This is a genomic window from Bacillus sp. ISL-18 (assembly GCF_018613415.1).
Lineage (GTDB): Bacteria > Bacillota > Bacilli > Bacillales > Cytobacillaceae > Neobacillus.
The window spans coordinates 131,204-153,497 of record NZ_JAGGQG010000006.1 but is presented as its reverse complement, the minus strand read 5'-3'; the positions used below and the strand labels follow the sequence as shown (position 1 = coordinate 153,497).

The 22,294-nt window shown below is 38.1% G+C and carries 17 protein-coding genes and 1 pseudogene; 8 read left to right on the top strand and 10 right to left on the bottom strand.

The window, feature by feature from the left end:
* Positions 1 to 109 precede the first annotated feature (109 nt).
* On the top strand, positions 110 to 1,552 hold the full coding sequence (locus J7E81_RS09955; protein ID WP_215042035.1) for a L,D-transpeptidase family protein: 1,443 nt from the start codon (positions 110 to 112) through the stop codon (positions 1,550 to 1,552).
* Positions 1,553 to 1,858: 306 nt separating this feature from the next.
* The gene (locus J7E81_RS09950; protein WP_215042034.1) at positions 1,859 to 2,581 is read left to right on the top strand and encodes a YwaF family protein; all 723 of its coding nucleotides are present in this window, start codon (positions 1,859 to 1,861) and stop codon (positions 2,579 to 2,581) included.
* 247 nt (positions 2,582 to 2,828) lie between these two features.
* Here J7E81_RS09950 and J7E81_RS09945 read toward each other — a convergent pair whose 3' ends face one another.
* Both J7E81_RS09945 and J7E81_RS09940 read right to left on the bottom strand, forming a co-directional pair.
* The gene (locus J7E81_RS09945) at positions 2,829 to 3,293 is read right to left on the bottom strand and encodes a phage tail protein (RefSeq protein ID WP_215042033.1); all 465 of its coding nucleotides are present in this window, start codon (positions 3,291 to 3,293) and stop codon (positions 2,829 to 2,831) included.
* Positions 3,294 to 3,312: 19 nt separating this feature from the next.
* Entirely contained in the window at positions 3,313 to 3,792 is a 480-nt protein-coding gene (locus J7E81_RS09940) for a GyrI-like domain-containing protein (RefSeq protein ID WP_215042032.1), read from the bottom strand.
* Positions 3,793 to 3,902: 110 nt separating this feature from the next.
* Between J7E81_RS09940 and J7E81_RS09935 the strand changes: the two genes are divergently transcribed.
* Positions 3,903 to 4,865, top strand: coding sequence for a helix-turn-helix transcriptional regulator (locus tag J7E81_RS09935; protein ID WP_215042031.1), 963 nt, complete (start codon positions 3,903 to 3,905; stop codon positions 4,863 to 4,865).
* Between the two features lie 216 nt (positions 4,866 to 5,081).
* Here the strand turns inward: J7E81_RS09935 and J7E81_RS09930 are convergent, their stop codons facing one another.
* The 4 genes from J7E81_RS09930 to J7E81_RS09915 all read right to left on the bottom strand — a co-directional run bounded on the left by J7E81_RS09930 (position 5,082) and on the right by J7E81_RS09915 (position 9,382).
* Positions 5,082 to 6,122, bottom strand: coding sequence for an AbrB family transcriptional regulator (locus J7E81_RS09930; protein ID WP_251028588.1), 1,041 nt, complete (start codon positions 6,120 to 6,122; stop codon positions 5,082 to 5,084).
* Between the two features lie 100 nt (positions 6,123 to 6,222).
* The gene (locus J7E81_RS09925; protein ID WP_215042029.1) at positions 6,223 to 7,203 is read right to left on the bottom strand and encodes a VOC family protein; all 981 of its coding nucleotides are present in this window, start codon (positions 7,201 to 7,203) and stop codon (positions 6,223 to 6,225) included.
* Positions 7,204 to 7,291: 88 nt separating this feature from the next.
* Complete coding sequence (locus tag J7E81_RS09920) at positions 7,292 to 8,461, bottom strand: acyl-CoA dehydrogenase family protein (protein ID WP_215042028.1); 1,170 nt, start codon at positions 8,459 to 8,461, stop codon at positions 7,292 to 7,294.
* Positions 8,462 to 8,485: 24 nt separating this feature from the next.
* Positions 8,486 to 9,382: an alpha/beta fold hydrolase gene (locus tag J7E81_RS09915; protein ID WP_215042027.1), complete on the bottom strand. Its 897-nt coding sequence runs from the start codon at positions 9,380 to 9,382 to the stop codon at positions 8,486 to 8,488.
* A 173-nt stretch (positions 9,383 to 9,555) separates the two neighbouring features.
* Here J7E81_RS09915 and J7E81_RS09910 point away from each other — a divergent pair, with 173 nt between their 5' ends.
* On the top strand, positions 9,556 to 11,361 hold the full coding sequence (locus J7E81_RS09910) for a V4R domain-containing protein (RefSeq protein ID WP_215042026.1): 1,806 nt from the start codon (positions 9,556 to 9,558) through the stop codon (positions 11,359 to 11,361).
* Between the two features lie 159 nt (positions 11,362 to 11,520).
* Here J7E81_RS09910 and J7E81_RS09905 read toward each other — a convergent pair whose 3' ends face one another.
* Positions 11,521 to 12,816 carry an MFS transporter gene (locus tag J7E81_RS09905; RefSeq protein ID WP_215042025.1) on the bottom strand — a complete coding sequence of 432 codons (1,296 nt, stop codon included), beginning with the start codon at positions 12,814 to 12,816 and terminating at the stop codon, positions 11,521 to 11,523.
* Between the two features lie 541 nt (positions 12,817 to 13,357).
* Here J7E81_RS09905 and J7E81_RS09900 point away from each other — a divergent pair.
* Together J7E81_RS09900 and J7E81_RS09895 are read left to right on the top strand one after the other, a co-directional pair.
* Positions 13,358 to 13,831 (top strand): flavin reductase family protein, encoded by a 474-nt coding sequence (locus J7E81_RS09900; protein ID WP_215042024.1) that lies wholly within the window; start codon positions 13,358 to 13,360, stop codon positions 13,829 to 13,831.
* 190 nt (positions 13,832 to 14,021) lie between these two features.
* Positions 14,022 to 14,822, top strand: a complete 801-nt coding sequence (locus tag J7E81_RS09895) for an FAD synthetase family protein (protein ID WP_215042023.1) — start codon at positions 14,022 to 14,024, stop codon at positions 14,820 to 14,822.
* 242 nt (positions 14,823 to 15,064) lie between these two features.
* Here the strand turns inward: J7E81_RS09895 and J7E81_RS09890 are convergent.
* Positions 15,065 to 16,088 (bottom strand): annotated as a pseudogene (locus tag J7E81_RS09890) (DUF3231 family protein).
* A 371-nt stretch (positions 16,089 to 16,459) separates the two neighbouring features.
* Entirely contained in the window at positions 16,460 to 17,500 is a 1,041-nt protein-coding gene (locus tag J7E81_RS09885; protein WP_215042022.1) for an NAD(P)-dependent alcohol dehydrogenase, read from the bottom strand.
* 308 nt (positions 17,501 to 17,808) lie between these two features.
* On the opposite strand from J7E81_RS09885, the gene J7E81_RS09880 reads away from it, so the two are divergent.
* Complete coding sequence (locus J7E81_RS09880; protein ID WP_215042021.1) at positions 17,809 to 18,225, top strand: MerR family transcriptional regulator; 417 nt, start codon at positions 17,809 to 17,811, stop codon at positions 18,223 to 18,225.
* 20 nt (positions 18,226 to 18,245) lie between these two features.
* On the top strand, positions 18,246 to 18,902 hold the full coding sequence (locus J7E81_RS09875; RefSeq protein WP_215042020.1) for an NAD(P)H-binding protein: 657 nt from the start codon (positions 18,246 to 18,248) through the stop codon (positions 18,900 to 18,902).
* A gap of 210 nt (positions 18,903 to 19,112) precedes the next feature.
* Here the strand turns inward: J7E81_RS09875 and J7E81_RS09870 are convergent, their stop codons facing one another.
* Positions 19,113 to 22,238 (bottom strand): family 78 glycoside hydrolase catalytic domain, encoded by a 3,126-nt coding sequence (locus tag J7E81_RS09870; RefSeq protein ID WP_251028568.1) that lies wholly within the window; start codon positions 22,236 to 22,238, stop codon positions 19,113 to 19,115.
* Positions 22,239 to 22,294 lie beyond the last annotated feature (56 nt).

Here is a 22,294-nt window from a genome sequence, read left to right as displayed (position 1 = left end):
ATATTTACCACTTTTTATAAAAGATCGTTTACATAAGACTCGTAATCAATTGTTAAAGCCATTGATATTTTTAGCAGGATGATTAGGTACTGGAGTGGAGGAATTCATAATGGGAAGCACAGCAAATATTCAAGAACTAGAGAACCAACGCGTAAACTTAACTAAGTGGTTTGGAGGATGGAAACTTATTGCATTTAGTATTATCTTTATTATCGCCCTCATCATCGCAGCAGGAAGCTACTACCAGGCAAACCACTTCAATTCAGAAATCAAGATAAATAGCATCGATGTTGGTGGCATGACGACTGAGCAGGCACTAAATAAATTAAAAACAACCACCTTAACAAATATAGTATATATTGGTGATCAACAGATATTAGATGGGAAAGATTCAAAGATGAGGTTTACAGCTAAAGATCTGCCCAGCTTCAAAAAATTGTTAAAAAGCCAGTGGACATTCTTTCCTTCCTCAAAAGCAAAAAATTATTCATTGCTGCCGGTCAGTAAGGATCAGTTTCGATACCAGACATTGAAAAAACAGGTGGAAGAAAAGCTGCTTGCCATGAATCAAAATTTAAAAGCTCCGCAAGATGCGGTGGTTCGTTTGGAACAAGGCAAAATTGTTGTATCTAAAAGCATCAGCGGAGAGCAGTATGATGTCAGCAGTCTTTTGAATGACTACGATAAGCACAAATATATTAGTGAGATTCATTTAAGTCCAATATATATACAGCCCATTAAAGAAGACAGCGAGTTTGTAATAAATGAGAAAAAAAAGCTGGAGGAATTCCTTGCTCAGACCGTTGATTATAAGGTGCAGGATAAAATTTTCTCATTAACCGCACGGGACTTAATTAAAAATGCCTCTATTAATAAAGATTTAAAGATTACGCTAAATGATGATGGTGATATTAAAAATAAGCTTACTGAGATTAACCATTCCCAATCTACATTAAATAAAGATTTTACCTTCAAGACCCATTCGGGTTCGATGATATCGGTTAAAGGGAAAGGCTATGGCTGGGCCATAAATGTTGATAAAGAAGTACCGCGTATTAAGCAAGCACTTGAAAATGGAGAAAAATCGGTTTCCGCCTCTAATATTTATGGAAATGGCTGGAAGGGTGAAGGCTACGGATATGATGCTATTACAAACAATGGGATTGGCAATTCGTATGCTGAAGTTTCCATTGCTGAGCAGCGAATTTGGATCTATAAAAACGGGAAATTAGTGGTCACAACGAATGTCGTTACTGGCACACATAGTACCAATCATGATACATCACCAGGAGTTTGGTATATCCTTTATAAGCAGACACCTGCCGTACTAACCGGCAGAGAAAACGGGAAAATCACTTATCAGGTAGATGTTAATTATTGGGCTCCTTTTACAAATGATGGCCAAGGTTTCCACGATGCCAGCTGGCGAGGCAATTGGGGCAGTAAAGCCTATCTTTCGGCAGGGTCACACGGCTGTGTCAACACTCCGCCAAGCGTTATGAAAACTGTATATAGTAATCTCAGCACCTATGAGCCGGTTGTTATTTATTAAATAGAAGCTATTCGAATTAATTTATTTAAGATATGTATCCGTTAATATTTAATAAATCACATGAACTAATGAGCACATGAAATGGCATGCAAATTGACGCATGCCATTTTTATTTTAATATTAAGGTTTTTTGATGATATTTAATTATTTAAATATTATTTTTTGGTTGAAAAATGGACAAAATCCCCAAACTATCAAAAACCATGATTTAATTTCATGGAAAAATATACCCACCCTCCTGTTTAGAACAGCTACGTTGATAATTAAAATAGAAATGAGAAATCATCAAAATAGTGGGGTAAAAAAATGCATGCACCTTTTCAATTTCATTCTAGCCTTCCTTCGTTTCGTCTTTTTTCAGTGGAACACGTTTTACCTTTTTGTATCATTTTAGTTCTATGCACTTTCCTGTTTATTTACAGAAGCAAGCTAAAAGAAAAGAGGAAAAGAAGATATTTAAGTTTCTTGTTAGCCTTTCTCCTTCTTTTATCTACCGCTTTGGAGCAAATTTGGCTTCTCTATGAACATGCATGGTCATTGAAAGAATCTTTACCGCTTCAGCTAAGTGATCTTTCTGTTATTCTCGCTGTTGTGATGTTATTTACCTGGAGTAAAAAACTTTTTCAATTCCTCTACTTTGCAGGGTTAGGCAGTTCGATTCAAGCTATTTTGACTCCTGACCTTGGAAGATATTCGTTCCCGCACTTTGAATATTTTGAGTTCTTTGTGTCACATGGAGTGGTGGTGCTTGCTTGTCTATTCATGGTTTTGGTCTACAATTACTATCCGACTCACCAAGGAATGTGGGTAACCATTTTGATTGTAAACCTTTATTCCGTCATTGTCTTTTTTCTCAATAAATGGCTGGGAGCGAATTATCTATATATCATGAAGAAACCTAAATCGAGTTCTCTATTAGATTACCTCGGACAGTGGCCCTGGTATCTTCTCTCCATGGAGATGGCGATGATTTTAAGTTTTTATATTTTGTATAGTCCGTTTTGGATAAAAAGAAAATACAACCACTAACCGTTGATTCAAAGAACCAACAAAAAAACAAATCACTTTACATAAAAAAATGAGTGCCAAATTCAAAGACAATTGGCACTCATTTCAAGTTGCATTATTAATGTTTAGATAGGTAAGGAAACCCCTTAATTTTAAGATAAGCTATATTTTTACATAGAGAGCAACCAGATTTCACTAATTTTCAATAAGAAAAAGAATGACCAAATCCAAATATGACTCGATTCCTCCACTTGCACTTTTGCTTACTTTAATATTCACCTTTGATTACAAAATACGAGCCCCGGATTGTTCCAGCTAGTTTAGACTTTTGCCTAGCAAACTTAAACTTTCCTTCTAACTCCTCTGGTACCTCCATCCCCTCAGAAAGCTTAAAACCAACGGCACGCTTCTTAGGGTCATCAACTGTATACAAAACATTGACCTCAAGTCCATCCTCATAAAAGACGTAGGCCCAATTGATATTTTCCACTTGAAAACGCGACGTTTCTAATGGTTTGGCCGCAAACTCAATACCACGTTCTTCTTTCAAAATCGTGTTCACATAATCAAGGGTCTCCTTGCTTTCGATAGCTGGTACAACCGTAAATTCATGCTTGTATTTGTTCATAAAGTAACGAGCTTCATGAGCACGTAAACCAGCTAGCGCTTCTGCTACCGGCGAAGACTCTAAGCCCAGCGTAGACACATCTTTAAAATCAACGTTATAAGACATTTCCATTCTCCTTTTATCTTTATTTTCTAACAATAGGAATCCAGAACTCACCAAAAACTAAGCCGTTTCGCTGCCCCATCTCAACCATTGTATTGGGCCCGCCAACATAGGCAAAATCCTTTGCCTCTGGCAAGACTTGACCAAAGGCAATACCAGCTAGCTTATTATTCAATTCTACGGCCGTCTTCTCTTCCCCTTTTACAACGAGGTATTCACCCTTTGGAAACTGGATCACTCTGGCTTCTTCTGGTGCCGATGCCTCTGTCATGACGCCAGCATAATGCATCAACTTATTATTCACCGCTTCGTTCACAGCAAAAACGTAGTCATTTGTGGCTGTTGCTTTTAAAGTGTCAAGCGTTCCATCCTGGCTGATGGCCTGCCAAAAGTCTGACTTTTCCTTGTTTAAGCCAGCAAAGTCTGTATAATGGCTCTTAAGCTCTGTTCCAATCCCGATAACGGTAAAGCTGTCTTTTTCTTCTAGGGTATAATCTGCCATATTCAATACCTTCCTCTATTTAAAATTAATCAAATGATTTGTTTTCTTCACCTGATGTGTATATGATAACCTTAAATCATGTCAAAAAATGATACTGTTTAGGAGCCCCGATGAAAAAAGTTGAACGGATTAATATCATCATGCGGTATATCAACAATCGCACTCACTTCACCATATCTGAAATCATGCGAGAATTCAACATCTCTCGTTCGACAGCTATTAGAGATATCCGAGAAATTGAGGCCATGGGGATGCCACTTGTCGCTGAAGTTGGAAGGGATGGTGGTTATTTTGTCATGCGCAATTCTGTCCTGCCCGTTGTTCGCTTTACCGATAATGAGGTCAAAGCTCTTTTTATTGCCTTTATGGCAACAAGAAATCAACAACTTCCTTATCTAAGGAGCCGTCAGTCTTTAGCTGAAAAATTACTAGGCCTCATCTCCGAAAGCCAGCAAGAAGAACTTGTTCTTTTAAATCAAATCTTGCTTTTTGAAGGGACCAACCCTCATAATCCCGACCTGCTTGATCTTACAGACCTCCCTGATCCAATGTTAGAGAAACTTATCCAAAACCTTCTTTTGGATCGCTATTTATGGTTAACCATAAATGATGCGAAGGGAATAACTACTTATTCTATCTATCTCTTGCACCTTTACCATGAAAAAGGTCTTTGGCTGATTGAAGGCTTTGACCTAAAAGAAGAAAAGAAGCGGATTTTTCCTGTCGACCTTCTCACCAATATCGAACCCTGCCCGACGGAAAAAAGAGTAGGTAAGAAAAAGATTTTAGAAAAACTAAGTAAGCAGGAAGAAGAAATTAATCTAGTCCTTGAACTTGGTCCAAAAGCGATAGCCCAATTCAAAAAATACCATCCTTTGAAAGTATCGATTTCCTTTACGAATCCTTACCAAACCACCGCCGTATTAAAGACTTTTATCAATGTAAATAACTCCGATGAATTGACCGAATTAACCAATTGGCTGCTTTTCCTGGGTGGGGATATCAAGATTAGGGAAGTACCAGAAGAAGTCTTAGAAGTAGTACAAGAGCGATTATCCCTATACTGCCCATAAGCTGTGGCCAGTTTAAGTCCAAACCTATCAATGTATATTCTAAGTCTCTTCATTTGATTAAAAATACTGCATTCCTTCTATTATATATGGACTACTTTCACCCATTAATATCAATCAAAAAAACGCCACTGATATAAATTCAATCATCAGGGCGTTTCTCATACTTATAGATCATCAATAAAGATTTCTAACATACGCTTTTATATATAATACTTACTATACTGCTTGCTTGATTGTAGACAATCTCTTTTTTTCTCGCCAACGGTAAAACATTTTCATCAAAGGCATAATTATTATAAAGATGAACAATAGCCTAAACGTTTGGAACATTGAAACAAGCGAGACTTCTGCTTTAACTGCATCAGCTAATAATACCATTTGATCTAAGCCACCTGGGGCTGTGCTAAGAAAACTTGTAGCGAATGTTGTGTCCATTGCAAACGACATTAGGATGCTTGAGCCGAATGTTAGCGCGATCAGTGCAAATGCGCTGAAAATGCCGCCTAGAAGTACACGTATTGGAAGCTTAATCATATGTGGCTTGAGCATTAAGCCAATATGGGCGCCGATTAGCAGTTGAGCGATAGCCATGAAAAAGCCAGGTACTTGTGGCATTGTAATTGGTGTTGTGAGATGCAACGTAATTAACAAAATAATGGGTGTGATGAAAAATGCGACAGGCAAATGGATGCGCTGCATTAAATGTGAGCATCCCCATGCAAGTGCAATTAATAATACTAAATTAATCGTTAACTTCGCGTCCGTTGGCTGCTTACTTATTACTTGTCCAGCGACGATAAACGGTACGAATACAACGACTAGTAACAGCCGAATAACTTGAAAATAAGAAATAACGCCAATTTCTTCAACTTTTTCTTCTTCAGCAAATACGACAATTTGACCTAAGCCGCCTGGGATAGCACCTAGTACCGCCGCTTTCATTGGGATTTTTGCCCATTTACTAGTTAAGTAAGCGATAACGATTGAGCCACCAATTAATATCACGTTTAGTGTTATCATATAAAATAAAATTGAGCCCATCATGCCGAATAAATCGATGTTAAATTGTACACCTATCACGGTACCGACCATGACGACACCTAAATCACGCATTTGGCCGGACCATTTGAGCGGTCCTTTATAAACAAATTGGGCTAACATGATGACAACAATTGGGCCGAGCATCCAAGGAATAGGGATGTGCAGCAGGCTAAAAATATAACCGCCAATTAAAGATAAAACGAACACCTTTAACATTGCCTTCAACAGGAACACCCCTTCCTATCATAATTTTAACAACATTTATTACTTAAGAAACCACCAGCGTTCATTGTCATGAATACTGGTGGTCTAGTTATTATGACTTCGCTAATTCTTTTACTTGTGCTTCACGGTCTACGTCATCGCGTCGACGATCACCCCAATAAGCGGAACCATTTTTTAAATATTCTTCATACGTCCATTTCACTGGTTCCCAGTCTGGCTCGAAAATTAAGTAGCCGTTTGTAAAGATTTCAAGACGTAATCCGCTTCCTGGATCTTTTACGTAAATGTACATTGCTTGAGAAATACCATGTTTACCAGGACCAACGAATTGTACATCTGCTTCGCATAAAATATCCGCAGCACGCAGTAAGTCTTGTGAGTTGTCTAACCAGTAAGCGATATGGTGCATTTCGTTTGGCTCTTTTGAACGTGATGTAGACATGATTGCTACGTCATGTACTAGGTTTGTTACAGATAACCAGCTTGCTACTTGTACATCGTCTGGATTTACGAAATATTCGCGTAGCTTGAAGCCTAATGCTTCTTTTAAAAACTTTACAATCTCAGCGTTGTCGTGAGAAGTTTGTAAGTTTACATGATCGATACGGCGTGGAGATACACCTTTCGCCCAAGATTTATAAGTTTGGTTTTTAAGGACTGATTTACGAGATTCTTCAGCGGGTGTTTTTTCCATATCGTAGTAAAGTTCGAAGCGGTGACCACTTGGTAATTCGAAGCGAATCGCTTCTCCTTGCGCTAATTCTTCCCCTGCTTCTATCCAACGAACTTCTGTACCTGCATCTTCTAATAATTTTGCGAAAGTTACGATATCCTCCGGCCGTTTTGTGCGCCAGCCGATGTGATCGATGTAAGAAGTTTCACCAGCTGTAATGGATAAAGTATGGTGTTCGAAGTCACCCCAAGCTCGTAAGTAGTGTACACCCTCTACAACTTCTGTTTCTTCTAAGCCGATTGTATCGTGGAAGAACCATAAAGATTTTTCAAGATCTGCTGACACTAAAGCTACGTGTCCTAATTTTGCAATTTCCGGTGCGTAAAGAAATTTTTCCATTTATATTCACCCCATATTTAGTTACTTTTTTATATAAGAGGACATATGAAATCCACTCTTTTATTGGTAGCATTTTCAAATACCACTATTACCCTTGAATGTTTGTATTAACGCCGAATAAATGTCTACCGTAACCTAAAATGCCATCTTCATATAAAGAAGTAATGTGTGTTGCAATTGCCATTAAGTCACGAGTGAATAACTCTACTGGGTGACCTTTTAATAATGCGTGTCCACCCAAAGTAAGAAGTGATTTTACGCCGATTTGTGTACACTTATCGATAATCATTGCACGGATTGCTTTATATTTTGCCCCTTCGTATGGACCGCCTTTATCTGCTTCCATCATTGCGATATATTCATTTAATAAGCTTTTAGCAGAAAGCATTTCAAGCTTTAACTCCGAAAGCACGCGCTGGCTCGTAGGAGAATCTTTTTCGTTTATACCTGAGAAGCGTACGCGACCTGCTGTATGCTTTTCAAATTCGTCAAGTACACGTTCTGCACCACCAACAGCCATTGCTGCGAATCCTACATAGAAGCCAGGGTAATATGGTGTGTTGTAGTATAAGTAGTCTTGGTCAAACTCTTCATACGGTGGTTGGCTCTTTTCAATAATTTTGTTAAAGCGTAATATGGCATCAGGTTTAACGAAAACTTTATCGACGATTAAGGTATTACTGCCTGATCCACGAAGACCAAGCGAATTCCAAGTTTTCATAACTTCTAAGTCAGATACTTTTAATAAAATACCTACACGCTCAGGTCGGTCGCTGTCTTCGAATTTCATCATTGCGCCAACGCCAACCCAATCGCAGTAATTGATACCGCTTACAAAGTTGTACTTACCTGATACGATATAGCCGTCTTCAACTGCTTCTACTTTGCCGATTGGTGCAAATACGTCAGCTACGAAGCCGCCTTGATTAATGACTTCATCGCGAATGTGCCTTGGATAGTAGCATACCCAAGAATTGTGCACGGAGAAGAAGTATGTTAACCATGAAGCCGATAAATTGTGGTAACCAACTGTACTTACCATATCAACGAACGTGCGCCAATCAAGTTGTGGATAGCCAAACTCTTTCGGTAAAATTAAACGATGAATTCCCTCCTCGCGGATAATATCCGCGATGCGTGGGGAAATGGTCGAGTTTAGATCCGCTTGGATTGCTTCTGATTCTGCAGCTTCACCGATACGCTTTGCTTTTTGGATAATTTCTTCATAAGTCGCTTTATTTTCAAGTACTGTTACCATTTGATCATTCCTTTCAAAAATAGTTTATTGTGCTGTAACGGCTTGATCTTTTTCCACTGCTAAAAAATCGGCGACAAGTTTGTTCACAATTTCTGGTTGGTCAGTTTGTGCTTGGTGACCGCAGTTTTCGATATATTTAAAATGAATATTCGGTAATAACTTCTCAAGCTTATAACCTGTCTCAACTGGTGCAACAGTATCTTGGTTACCCCAAATAAATAAGCCTGGTATTTTTAATTTTGGGAAAGCATTTTTAATGCAGTAACGATCCCAAAGCTTTGGTTCTTCATTCATTCTTGCTAAGTAAGCATCGAAAGCTTGATTGGATTCTTTTATACCTGGGCGAGTTGCTGCTTGATGACGTAGTTGAATTAGTTCTTCAGGAATGACTGTGTCTTCACTTGAATTGCGATACATAAATTTACGTAATGATTCTTCAGTATAGTCGTAACCAATCACTTCTAAGAAAGAACGCATCTTTCTTTCGGGTACTTCTTGCATTGCTTGATATATGGTATTACTGCCGATATAAACCACCTTATTCACTTTTTCAGGATGGTCAATTGCATATTTAGCTGCAATGTATGCACCTTGTGAGTTGCCGACAAGTGATACTTCATCAAGGCATAATGCTTCAATAAAATCATGTACATGATCCACTAAGCTTTGATGACCATTTACTGGCCATGCGTGAGGGCGTGCATCTGTGAAGCCCATTGATAATTGGTCTACTGCGTAAGCGCGGAAACCAGCTTTTGCTAGTGCAGGTAACATAAAACGCCAACCCGCTGCGCCGCATGCTCCAGGTCCTGCACCATGTAGTAAAATCACAGCTGGTCCCTCTGTTCCGGCCCAGGAATAATGTGTACGTACTCCGTTTGCTAATACGTAACTATTATAAAACCCTTCAAAAATTGTCATCGATATGCCCCCTTGTATTGGTTGTTATTTTCTGTTTTGAGTATAACTGTTTAAAATGTTAAACATCATAGCAATTTTTATTGAAAGAATAGTAATATTCTTTAAAATTTATTGAAAAGTTAGTTTTGTTTTTGTAATATGGGAAATAGAAACTCAAAGGGGATGTGACTTTAATGAGTGAAATTGCATTTGATTCTAGTGAAACGAACAATATTTTAATGTCGGCAAATGCCTTCCACACATTAAAAAACAATTTATTTAACAACATTGGCTCTCATAAAACGAAAGGCTTTTTATTCCGATTTGGTAAAGAGTTTGGGATGGAATCAGCAAAAAATTTGCTCCAAAATAAAAACTCAATCAATCCTGTCGGTAAAAGACATTCGCGTTTAGGTCACGTAAAAGATGTAATTTTCATGGGGGAAATTGTACGCCATCCGGACGGTACAATTGAATGTATCGATACGTGGGGACAATGGGTAGAATCATTTGAAGCAGCATTACACCTTAAAAATTACGGTTTAGCAAATGAATGTGTTTGTCATATGTTATGCGGCTTTGCGAGTGGTGCATTGACATATGAGTTTGGCGAGTCTATTATTGCCGTTGAGTATAAGTGTGTTGCGAAAGGTGATCCATGCTGCGAGTTTAGAGTGCGTTTGGAGCGCGATTGGCTCGAAGAAAAGGAGGATCTTATTAACCTCTATCAAAATGATAACATTCTATCCGAGCTTGAAATGACATATGATTCCCTTTTGCGTCATAAGCAAATGCTCGAAAAAATTTCAATATTTCAAGGTCAACTTACGAAAAAAGTAACAGATAAGCATTCGCTGGATGAAATTGTGCAGGCTGCGTATGAGCTGTTGAATATCCCGATTTTGATTGAGGATATTCACGGCAATTCGTTAAGTCAAATTGGTTTATCAGATGAACAGCAGCTAGTCATAACAAAAGATAAGGCAAAATTATCTCATTTTGTTGATAAACACAACGTTTCGCATTATAAAGGCGATAATTATTGGAAGCTGACGGCACCTGCTCTTATTAATAAAAAAAGTTACGCCACTTGTTCGTTTTTTTACTTTGATGAAAAGCATATGGATGAAAACGACCACTTATTTTTAGAGCGTATTTCGACAGTCGTGGCGTTATGTATTTTATACGAGGAGGCACAGTTTGAGGAGCAACAACGTATGCGCAGCTCGCTATTAGAGCGCTTAATTCATAGTCGAAATATTAAAGATATCGAATCTTACTATAAATTTTTACCTTTTAAGTTTCAGCCGCCGTTTTCTACAGGTATTATTAGTGTGAAAAAGAAAAAGAAAAATCACGAAATTATTGACATTCATGACCAGCTAACAGAGCTGTCTAAGTTAGCCAGAGAGTGGGATTTACCTTGTATTTTTGCCGTACTCGGGGAAGAAATTGCTCTCCTCAACTCACTAAATAGTGATAAACAAGGTTGGCAAAAGAAAATTACGAAAATTTTCCAAAAAATGGAGAAGCAAAATAGCCATTATAAATATTCAGTAGGACTTAGCGGGACGTTTAGCAACTTTAAAGATTTCGAACAATCTCTTCAAGAGGCGCGTGTCGCACAGCGCTTCCCTAACCAAAAGCTGCTAACAGATTACGAAGATTTAGGAATGCTTGGGGATATCGTAAAGAACATGAGTAATGAACAGCTGCATGAAATGGCGAAAAAGACGTTAAAAGACTTATACAATTTCAATGATCCGCGTAAAAAGGAATTGTTGCACACTCTTTACGTCTATTTATTAAATAGCCAGCGTTTAAAAGAAACGATGGATGAGTTGACGTTATCAATCGGCGGTATCCAATATCGGATAAAGCAAATTGAGGAGCAGCTGCAAATTTCACTAAAAAACGCATCAACTGCAGCGTACACTCTATTAGTTATACAGGCGCTAATATTGTCAGATAGCTTAAACTTTGAAGATTTTGCGCGATAAAAAACAAAATATAATTAAATGTTTGGTTCTTTCATCCAAACGGAAGCGATTTCTTAGAAGATATTTTTATGAAACAAAAAAGACTGTGGACAAACTCCCTATTCCTGAGTTTGTCTACAGTCGGATCTATTTTGTTATGGACTAAACCCACGTTGAATTTTATTGCTCAATAGCAACCTCTAAGTTCATTTGCTCTTCTTCAGCAGTACGAATCGCATCTTCTTTTTCAGTTCTAGTAATTTTTAATTTACGTGTAGCTAATATCACGATTGCGGTGACAACATATAAACTAACGATAATTAACACCCCTGAGTTAAAGCCAGAGCGAACGTCATCACCCGCAAGTGTAATTAAGTAACCAGTAATCCATGGACCAATTATACCAGCCATACTTGAAACAGATAATGAAATACCTGTTACACTGCCTACAAATTTTTTCGGAATGACGATCGTTGTCATCGCGGCATTTAGCGGTAATAAGCTTGTGTTCATGACCAAGCCTAACCCTAAGAAAATACATGCTAAAACTGGTGAAGATACAATGGTGGTCATTGCGTATGAGGCGGTACCAACAAGTAATACTGTAACTAATACACGGTCATAAGATTTAATAAGGCTTTTATTTTTCTTGAATAAGACGTCTGTAAATTTACCTGCACAAATTGCAAATAGAGTACCTGTGATTCCCATTCCAGCGAATATTAAGCTCATACTTTGTGGTTGAAGACCCACGATTTTTGTTAAGTAAGTTGGTGCCCATGTAAGAACCCAAGTGGTAATCCACATTGATACGAAACCTACCACATAAATGGATAATACATACGGGTTGATTAATATTTTTACAATATTCTTAAACGGTACTTCCTTGTTAGAATCTAATGATTTTACATCTTCGACCAGTGGCTGCTTTGGCTCGTCTCTCATAAAGAAAAAGAAGAGTGCCCATGCAAAGCTTGCTACCCCTAACATAGCGAATGCATGCTGCCAACCTAAGTTTGTAATTCCCATAACGATAAGTGGTGCCGCTAAATACGTACCCACGGTTGTACCAGAAGTCATAATAGCTGTAGCTGTACCACGTTGGGCACTAGTGAACCATCGTGCAAGGTGTACTAGGCAAAAACCGAGCGTCCCACCCTCAAAGAAACCTAAGACAACACGTAGTAAAATTAAGTGTGTAAACGTTTCTACAAAATAAGCGCTTGCTAATGAGAGTGTCCATCCAATCGCAATCATCATTAATAAATATTTTGAGTTGAAGCGATACGTCAATGTACCTAAAATAATACTTCCGACAGCGTATGCGGCGAAGAAGCTGCTTCCCACTAAACCAAACTGATCGTAAGATAAATTTAGTTCAGTCATGATAGGTTCTGCGGCTAATCCTAAAACCGATTTATCCGTATAGTTTAAAACAGATATCAAGAATAGAAATCCTAATACAACCCAACGCATGCAAATCCCCCTTGTATTCCCGTATTTTCCCATCCGATCATTTGACGATTTTACTGTTAATTTCCCCCAAATATTTCCAGGTAATTTCACGTCTCGTTTTTCTCTAATGTGTTGTTAGCGTTTTCAATAAATTGTTAGGGTAATTTCTCACCTCCATTTTCTTTGTAAGAAACGCATGAATCTCACTATTACTTTTCCTTTCATAAAAAAAATAATAGCTTTTGATGGGAAAATTCGGACTACGAATCTTCCATGAAAAGAATTCTATTTGAAAAAAAAGAGATTGACAAGAAAAAAAAGATTGAAAGAAATTTGTGATTGAACAAGGACAAAAGAAAATTCAAATTCCAAAAAGTGAAAGTTTTACATTTTGATATATTGATAAATCTGAATTTTCGTTAAAATTCTGGAAAATAAATTTAATTGTAATTTCAAGTATAATTTATTGTTTTTATCTGAATTTTCAATAAAAAATAACATGATAATTTTACAAAGACTCAATTATGATTAAATCATTCGATTAAGAATTGGAGGAATTGGGATGGATGATCGTTTATTTAGAGATGCAATGGGGAAGTTTACTACAGGCGTGACAGTTCTTTTAACGGAAAACGAAGGAGAAACACATGGAATGACAGCAAACGGTTTCATGTCAGTATCATTGGATCCGAAGCTTGTTTTAATTTCTATAGGACATAAAGCAAAATTTTTAGAGAAAGTTTCACAATCAAAAAAATATACAGTAAATATTCTAGCGGAAGATCAAGAGCATTATTCACGTCATTTCGCTGGGAGGCCTGGTGAATTAGTAGAATTTGAAACGTTAGCTGATCTGCCGGTATTAAAAGGCGCTATTACTCAAATCGCTTGTGAAGTCGTATCAGAACATGTAGAAGGAGACCATACCTTATTCATTGGTAAAGTAGTAGATTTACGTCTTGCGGATAAGGATCCGTTATTGTTCTTCAGTGGTAAATATCGTCAATTGACTGAGGTGGAAGCAGTTAAGTTATAAAAAGAGAAATTGCCTATGGTATTTCTATCAAGCCAGGCATGTTTGTTTTATCAGAAGCACTTTCAAAAGCTGTTACCTTTGAAACAGGAATTTGAACATCACTATTACAAAAAAGATAAACGCTACCGTTGAAGGAAGTAGTGAAGTAGCACAAAATTTAGCAAGATAAAGGAAAAAGGAGAAAATCGCAATGAAGGTAATCTATGTGAATGCTAATAACTTACAAGAGATTAGACAATTATCTCCTAAAGCAGCAATGGCGCTCGGTTATTTTGATGGTGTGCATTTAGGACATCAAAAAGTTATTCAAACAGCTAAAGAAAAAGCAAGGGCACAAAATTTATCACTAGCGGTTCTCTCTTTTTTTCCGCATCCAAAAAGTGTGTTATTTCCAGAAATAGAAATCTTATATCTAGAGCCATTAGAACAAAAAATTGAAAAGTTAGAAAGGCTTGATGTGGATATTTTTTATATCGTAGAATTTACAAAGGAATTAGCTAAAGTAGAAGCGAACGATTTTTTAGATGATTATATTATTGGGTTGAATGCTAAGGAAATTATTTGCGGTTTCGACTACACCTATGGAGCAAAAGCAAGAGGTACTGTTAAAACACTGGCAGTTTATGCGGATACACAGCAAGTAGGCTTAACGGTTGTCGATGAGCTAAAGTGGAATAATCAAAAAATTAGTTCGACTTTGATTCGGAAACACTTATCAGAACGAAAGCTTAGTGAATTCCCCCATTTATTGGGGGGCTTTTATAAAATTAAATATTGTCAAAAGAATGGTATTCTACCGAATTATTCGTTACCGAATATAGGTAGTTATAAAGTGTTGATTGAAGATCAACATTCTTATATTGAGTGTGTTGCGACTGTAAAGTGTAAAAAATATATTCAGATTCATCATGAAATGTCCACCCTGCCCAATTTATTAACAATACAATGGGTTGATCAATTTGAAACAATACCAGCGATCAGCGTTAAGTAATTAATCAAAACGCTCGGTTTAACTCCACCCTTCTTCGCATTAATTCTTTATGATGTGTACTTTTCCTAGCTTTCAGGTTGAACCACGGTATTCATCAGTAATCCTGCCTAGAGGGCATTTTAACGCTGGACGTCAAAAACGCCTTCAAATAGAATATTTTGAAGACGTTTTTTAGCTTTTTTAAAGGTGTTTACCTCTATACTCGTAGCATCACGTTAATTACTAAAAAAGTCCTTGTATATTTATACTCTGTCGCACGCAATTGGCGGTGATTCCAACCAACCTTTTTCAATTAAGAGATTCGTACCGTCGTCAACAAATAAGCCGATGTTCATAAGAGTTCTTGCATAAAGCATGTCTATATCCCTTCTTGCCGTTACCGCTAAAGAGTTTCCAAATGCCCTAATCTTCATTGCGAACATGTCTACTTTATGAAAATAGCATGATTCGATCCGAAAAAGGAGGGTAGGTATTGTTTGTAACCAAATGGTCTAGGTACGATGGTGCTTGCATATGTTCATGGTGAAGTTTCTCCATATACTGTTTCACAGCTTTATCAGTCATGTCCAAACCTCTCTTAAACAAGGTCTTAATCTTCTCATCTTGAACAATTTGATAAAATCCCAATAATAATGCCTTACTAGTTGTGTTATTTTCAATGTTATCATAAAGATGTATGATTTCTAATGCCTGTAAATGCCGGACATCTCCCATAAATCCATTTAAGAAACTTTGTTTTTGTATCTTGATAATTCCTTCTGGTGTAGGAATTATTGGAGGTTTTGCAATTAATTTTTTATCCATTAAAACATTATTAATTTGCCCTAAAAGAACGGTTGTACATTGATTACAATAAACAAAAAACTCCCTTATGTCTTCTCTCATCATTAATGGGACTGCGACTGCATAAAGGCTAATACCAGCTTTTGCAGCATATTTTAAATAGTGAGCGTAAAATTCATCTGCGTATAAGCGGGGAGCCCCCAGGTTCACATCATCTTTCGTAAATCCATTCGGTATAGGGAAATGATCTTTATTAAAAAATTCTTCTATCCTCTCAATGAAATCCTTTGATAATGCTAAACCATTTTCCAACAGCGCCTTAATCGCTTCATCCTCGCAGTGTTGAAGAAAATAACTTAAGATTTGAATGGACATACTGTTTCCCATATAGGTAGCCCAAAGTTTACCCATTTCAAAAGTAGTTAAAGGTTGGGACTCATCTAAATCTTTGGGGCTTATATTTAGTGGCTTTATAACGTTCATTGGATTTAGATCTTTTTCGGTGGTCATCATTTATCTCCCTTTGTATCTTCAGGAAGAAACAATTTAGATTCCTCCTTAAAATTAATTAATCTAATTCACCTTTTAAACCCATTTTATTTATGTAAAATTAATGCAATCTTACGAGTTAATCTCTCCAACTTCACCAAATATATGACAATAAAAAATTTTTAACAAAACAAACTTGAGAAGGAACAAAATTAAAAGGCATGAGTCCATTAGATACCTGGCTCATGCCTCAAAACTGCAAAATGATAGAATCGTTAACAATATGGGGAGATATTTTTGATACCAAGCACTTGTGACTTTACTTGGATTTTACACACTCCATTTAACATTAAAATGAATCATACTTACATTGTACTGATGTCAATCACAAATCGGTACTTCACATCCGAAGCTAATACACGTTCATAGGCTTCGTCAATTTGGTCAGCTGAAATGACTTCAATCTTAGGAACTATGTTATGTTCTGCACAGAAATTTAACATTTCCTGAGTCTCTCGGATGCCTCCAATCATTGAACCTGCAAATGAGCGGCGATGACCGATGAGAGAGAACACATTTAGTGACAGCGGTTCTGCTGGCGCTCCGACGTTGACCAATGCACCATCCAGTGCCAGTAACGAAAGGTAGGCACTAATATCAATCTTAGCGCTTACTGTATTAATGATAAGATCAAACGTACCCGCCAGTTTCTTAAACGTCTCTGGATCGCTTGTTGCATAGTAATGGTCGGCTCCTAATTGTAAGCCATCGTCTTTTTTCTTCAATGATTGTGACAGAACGGTAACCTCGGCACCCATGGCATGTGCAATTTGGACAGCCATATGACCAAGACCGCCTAAACCAACAACCGCTACTTTCTTACCTGGACCAGCTCCCCAATGGTTTAATGGAGAATAGGTCGTAATCCCTGCGCAAAGTAACGGTGCTGCAGCATCAAGCTCAATACTATCAGGAATCCGGACTGCGAAGTCTTCCGTTACCACAATGTGGGTTGAATAGCCACCTTGGGTTGGTTCGCCGTATTTGTCAACTCCAGCGTAGGTAGGAATATTTCCATTTAGACAGTATTGTTCTTCTCCCTTACGGCAATTCTCACATTCACCACAGGAGTCAACCATACATCCGACCCCTGCCCGGTCACCGACCTTGTACTTTGTGACCTCTGCGCCTACAGCTGTGACAATACCCGCAATCTCATGTCCAGGCACGAGTGGATAGTTCACGGGACCCCATTCGCCATGAGCAGTATGGATGTCAGAATGGCATATACCTGCATATTTAATTTCAATCAGAACATCATGCAAATCAAGGTCTCGTCTTTTAATTTCAGCAGCTCGAAACGGTTTGTCTGGGCCGTCTACAGCCCGTGCTTTAGCAGTTATCATAATAAAAAACCTCCGATAATTTATAGTTTCAAGAGAATGGCTTGTCAGTGTATGAATGAAGAATCAGGTTAAAATTCCGATTGATTCCCTACTATTCTTACTTTTTCTCTTGCAAAACCATGTTAATCCTTATAGTTAACTCTAGGTCAAGAGATTTGTTTAGATTTCTTTTAAGATCTCTGACCATAAAACAAAGCCAAGTTATACTCTCCCTGTAAGGTGACTTTGACATTAGGCGAATACCATGATAAAATCTCCAGAAACATAGAGTTAACTCTAAGTCTATCATTGAGAATAGGGGAAAAATAATGAAGACATATTCTATTAGCGAAGTTGCAAAAGAATTAAATCTAACCGTTTATACCTTGCGTTACTATGACAAAGAAGGTCTAATTCCTTTTGTAGAACGGACAACCAGCGGAACACGAGTGTTTAAAGAATCCGATATCGACGCTTTAAAAGTAATTGAATGTCTGAAAGCTACGGGGATGCCTATAAAGGAAATTAAAACGTTCATCGATTGGTGTTCTGATGGGGATTCCACACTGCAACAACGATATGACATGTTTTTAGACCGCAAAGCCCATGTTGAAGCACAAATGGAAGAACTAAAAAAAGCTATGGAAGTCATCGATCATAAATGCTTCTATTACAAGACTGCATTAGATGCTAAAACGGAAGATATTCATAAAAATACTAAAATAGGAATCTCTATTTCTAATTAACTGAAAGATAGGAGAAGAAAATGCAGGCATTATTAATAGGAGCAACGGGAGCCACAGGTAAAGACTTGCTGGATTTACTCTTAAAAGACGATTCTTTTCATCAGGTAGATATTTTTGTTAGGCGTGATCTGGATGTCCAGCATGAAAAATTAAGGATACATGTGATTGACTTTACTAAACCAGATCAATGGAAGCATTTAGTCAAAGGCGATGTTTTGTTTTCGTGTATGGGAACTACCCTTAAAGCGGCAGGAAGTAAAGAAGCTCAATGGGAAGTTGACTACGATTATCAATACCAGTTTGCTAAATTTGCCAAAGAAAACCATGTGAATCATTTTGTATTGGTATCTTCCGGTTTTTCTTCTTCTAATTCTCTCTTCTTTTATACAAGGATGAAAGGTCAGTTAGAAGAAGCCGCAAAGGATTTAGGGTTTCCAAAGTTGTCTATCTTTAACCCGCCTGTGTTGATCCGAAAAAATAGCGATAGAACAATGGAAGTTGCCGGATTGAAAGCCATACAGTTTTTTAATAAAATAGGAATTCTTCGGTCGCAAAAACCTTTGCCGACAGAAATATTGGCTCAAGCTATGATCAATTCCTCCCAATCAAAGGAAAACGGCATTTTCAGGATAAAGGGCAAAGCTATTTGGAAATGTGCCCAAGCAAATAATAAATGAATATTCAATTGAACAAATCTTATGTCAAACAGCCCCCAAATAAAGGCTGGCTTTTGCAAGAGAAGCAGGGATAAAGCTTTAGTTTATTTTTGTTTAAGCTTTGTAACTGAGCAATATACAGTTTGCCATTATACCATATAAAAAATCATAAAGAAAAAAGCTTGCAGTTAACAAATCGTCTGCAAGCTTTATCTACTTTTATCGATTCTTCTATTCTGGTTTAGAGCCAGCGATAATGGATCGGAATTCATAACTTCCGGATTCAAGTTCATAGACCGCTTTACCATCTTTAAACTCGATAAACTTAACTCCCTTTGCCTTAGCAATTAGCTGTCCGCTTTCCTTAACAGTACTCACATTATTTGTAGGAATATAAAGGGTCGCAGTCGTATTAGCCGGTACGGTCGCATAATAGGTCAACGTCCCATTTTTAACTTCCCATTCACTTTTAATCTTCCCATAAACAGAATCGAACGAGCCTTTCGCCCAGGTGATTCGCTTATCATTATCAATGGTAGGCTGAAGAATCGTGTGCTTGAAACCAGGATGGTCCGGATCATTGGAGATACCTGCCATCTCATCATACATCCATTCACCAATAGCACCGTATGAATAGTGATTGAACGAGTTCATGCTTACATCGCCAAATCCATCTTTAACCGAGTAAGAATTCCAGCGTTCCCAAATGGTTGTTGCACCATTCTTTACGGAATAAAGCCAAGATGGCATTTGATCCTGCAATAGCAGCGTATAGGCCAAATCAGATTGTCCGATGTTCGTCAGCACAGGGGCAAGTACATTCACTCCGAGAAATCCTACAGATAATGTATTCTCCGCATACTTTACTCGGGAACTATCAGGATGTGCAGCCTTATATTGATCATTATTACGAATATTATCGACTAGCAGCTTAATCATCTGTTGTTTTTGATTTTCATTGTCATAGAATCCGAGCTTCAAAGCCCATAATAATGAAGTTTGACTATTATCTTCTCTTGGATAAAAGGCAATTCCAAAACCTTCTTCACGCGATGATTGAATTGTTAAGTTCCCATTTTCATCTACATTAATATGGTTTCTAATAAAGGCTTTCTTAATATTGTTAAACAGTGTCTCATATTTCTTTACATCATTGTCCTTGCCAAGGGCGGCAGCCATTTGTGCCATTAACTTGGCATCATAGGCGTAGTAGGCGTCGCTCATTAACATGTTATTTGTTCCCTGGAACGCTAACCAGTCACCGAAAATACTGCCAGGTCCCCGGTAGGTTTCTCCGGTTTGGTTATACATCATATCCATGTATTTCTCCATGCTGTTGTATGCCTTATTAATTAACGTCGTATCTCCCGTCATTTGCCAATGGGTCCACGGAATAATAATCCCAGCATCTGACCACCCCGAGGTAGCGGGAGCCCTTAAACCGAATGAACTAGCCGGTACTGTTACTGGATACGAACCGTTGGCAGATTGGGCGTTAACCATATTATCCGTAAAATTCTCAAAGAAGTTGGAGGAATCCATATTATACATGCCAGTCTTAGCAAATAATTGGGCATCCCCCATCCAGCCAAGACGTTCATCCCTTTGTGGGCAATCCGTTGGAACCCATAAATAGTTACCGCGTTGCCCCCACTTGATGTTGCTAATTAATTGGTTGACATCTTGATTGGAAGTCTCGAGTGTACCTGTCACATCCACTGCCGATGTCGCAACCTTACCAGTCACATTATCTAATTCGACCGTGGCTCCTGGTGTTAAAACAGAAATTTCCACATATCTAAATCCAAAGAAAGTTAAGGAAGGCTGATAAGTTTCTCCTTCTTCACTGCCCTTTAGTGTGTAGAAAAGGGAAGCTTTTGCAGACCGAAGATTTGCTGTATAGATGGACCCTTTTGGACCATCTGCTCCTGCACTGTTGTCGTTAAGGATTTCGCCGAACCGCAATTTAATTTGAGTTCCGGCTTTCCCCTTTACTGTGATGCGTGGGATGCCCACCATGTTTTGTCCAAGGTCATAAATTACTGTATCGCCAGTTGCTGAATTCACCTTATAATCCTTCGCTTCGGAACGAGTATTTACGGATCTAGAAGTATCTATTTTGATTTCACCTTTACCGTTTTTACTTGATTCTTGATTTATGACACCGATAGCGGTAGTTACTGAAATCGGTGTTTGGTCAAAGCTGTCTACGATTTGTGCAGGTGTGCCATTATAAGATGTGATTGTTGCAGCCGGGAATGCTTGTTTGTATTGGTGTTCCTTCACGCCTTTCCACTCTGCGTCATCAAATCCATTGTTATTCCATCCGGTCATTTCCTTGGTTGCATCATAAGTCTGACCGTCATATATATCGTCTGCCAAATATGGACCATTATTGGTAGCTTTCCAGCCGTTCGTATCGGTAACAATCGTTTGGGTGGATCCATCTTTGTAGGTTACTTGCATTTTAGCCAGCAATCCAAGATCATTTCCCTTTGAATTGTAATAGTTAGCCCCATCAGAGATCCTACTGTTGTACCAGCCATTTCCAAGCACTGCTGCTAAAGTGACACTGTTTTTGCCTTGGAGATAATCTGTTACATCATAGGTCATATAATTAATGTTTTTATCATAACTGGTCCAGCCGGGTGCGAGCAGCTCGTAAGCTGTACCTCCATCCCCATTCACGATGCCTAATTTTTTCCCGTTAATAAATGCATCAAAAACGCCCAGTGACGAGATGTACAGACGAGCGCTCTTTACTTCACCCTTAAGAGGAGTTTCTTTCCGTAACATTGGTGCTCCATTCTTCACCGAGTCGTCTAAGGATATCCATTTGGCTCCGTCCCAGCCTGCTACTCCATCTGTACTTAATAGACCGGTTTCAAAATAGGCTGGAGCTGTTTCAAATTTTTTTCCTTCCTTATCCCATACATTAACCGTCCAATAATAACGGGTGGAAGCTTTAAAAGCTTTACCTCCATATTCAACCGCATTAGATTCACTGGAATTTACTTTGCCGCTATTCCAAATATCTACAGAATCCGGTGTCAGCTTATTCGGGCTGGTGGCAACAAGTAATTGATAGGCTGTTTGTTTTTGACCCCGAAGGTTTGAGAGCATTTCCCAACTAAATCGTGGTTTTTGTAAATCAATTCCGATTGGATTATTTCGATACTCCACTCTTAAATCAGCTACTTTGGTCTCATTTATGGCCTGTGCGGCTACACTTGAGCCAGCTGCTTCAGCCTTTTGAATAGGTAGACTAGTACTTATGATAGTTGGAATGAACAGAGTCATCGCCATGGAAACATGAATAGCCAACCGCTTTGTTGATCTTATTTGACTTTTGCCCATATGTACCTCCTCTTAAAAATCTTTTATCTGTTTGATACATTAGAAAAGCTTATAGG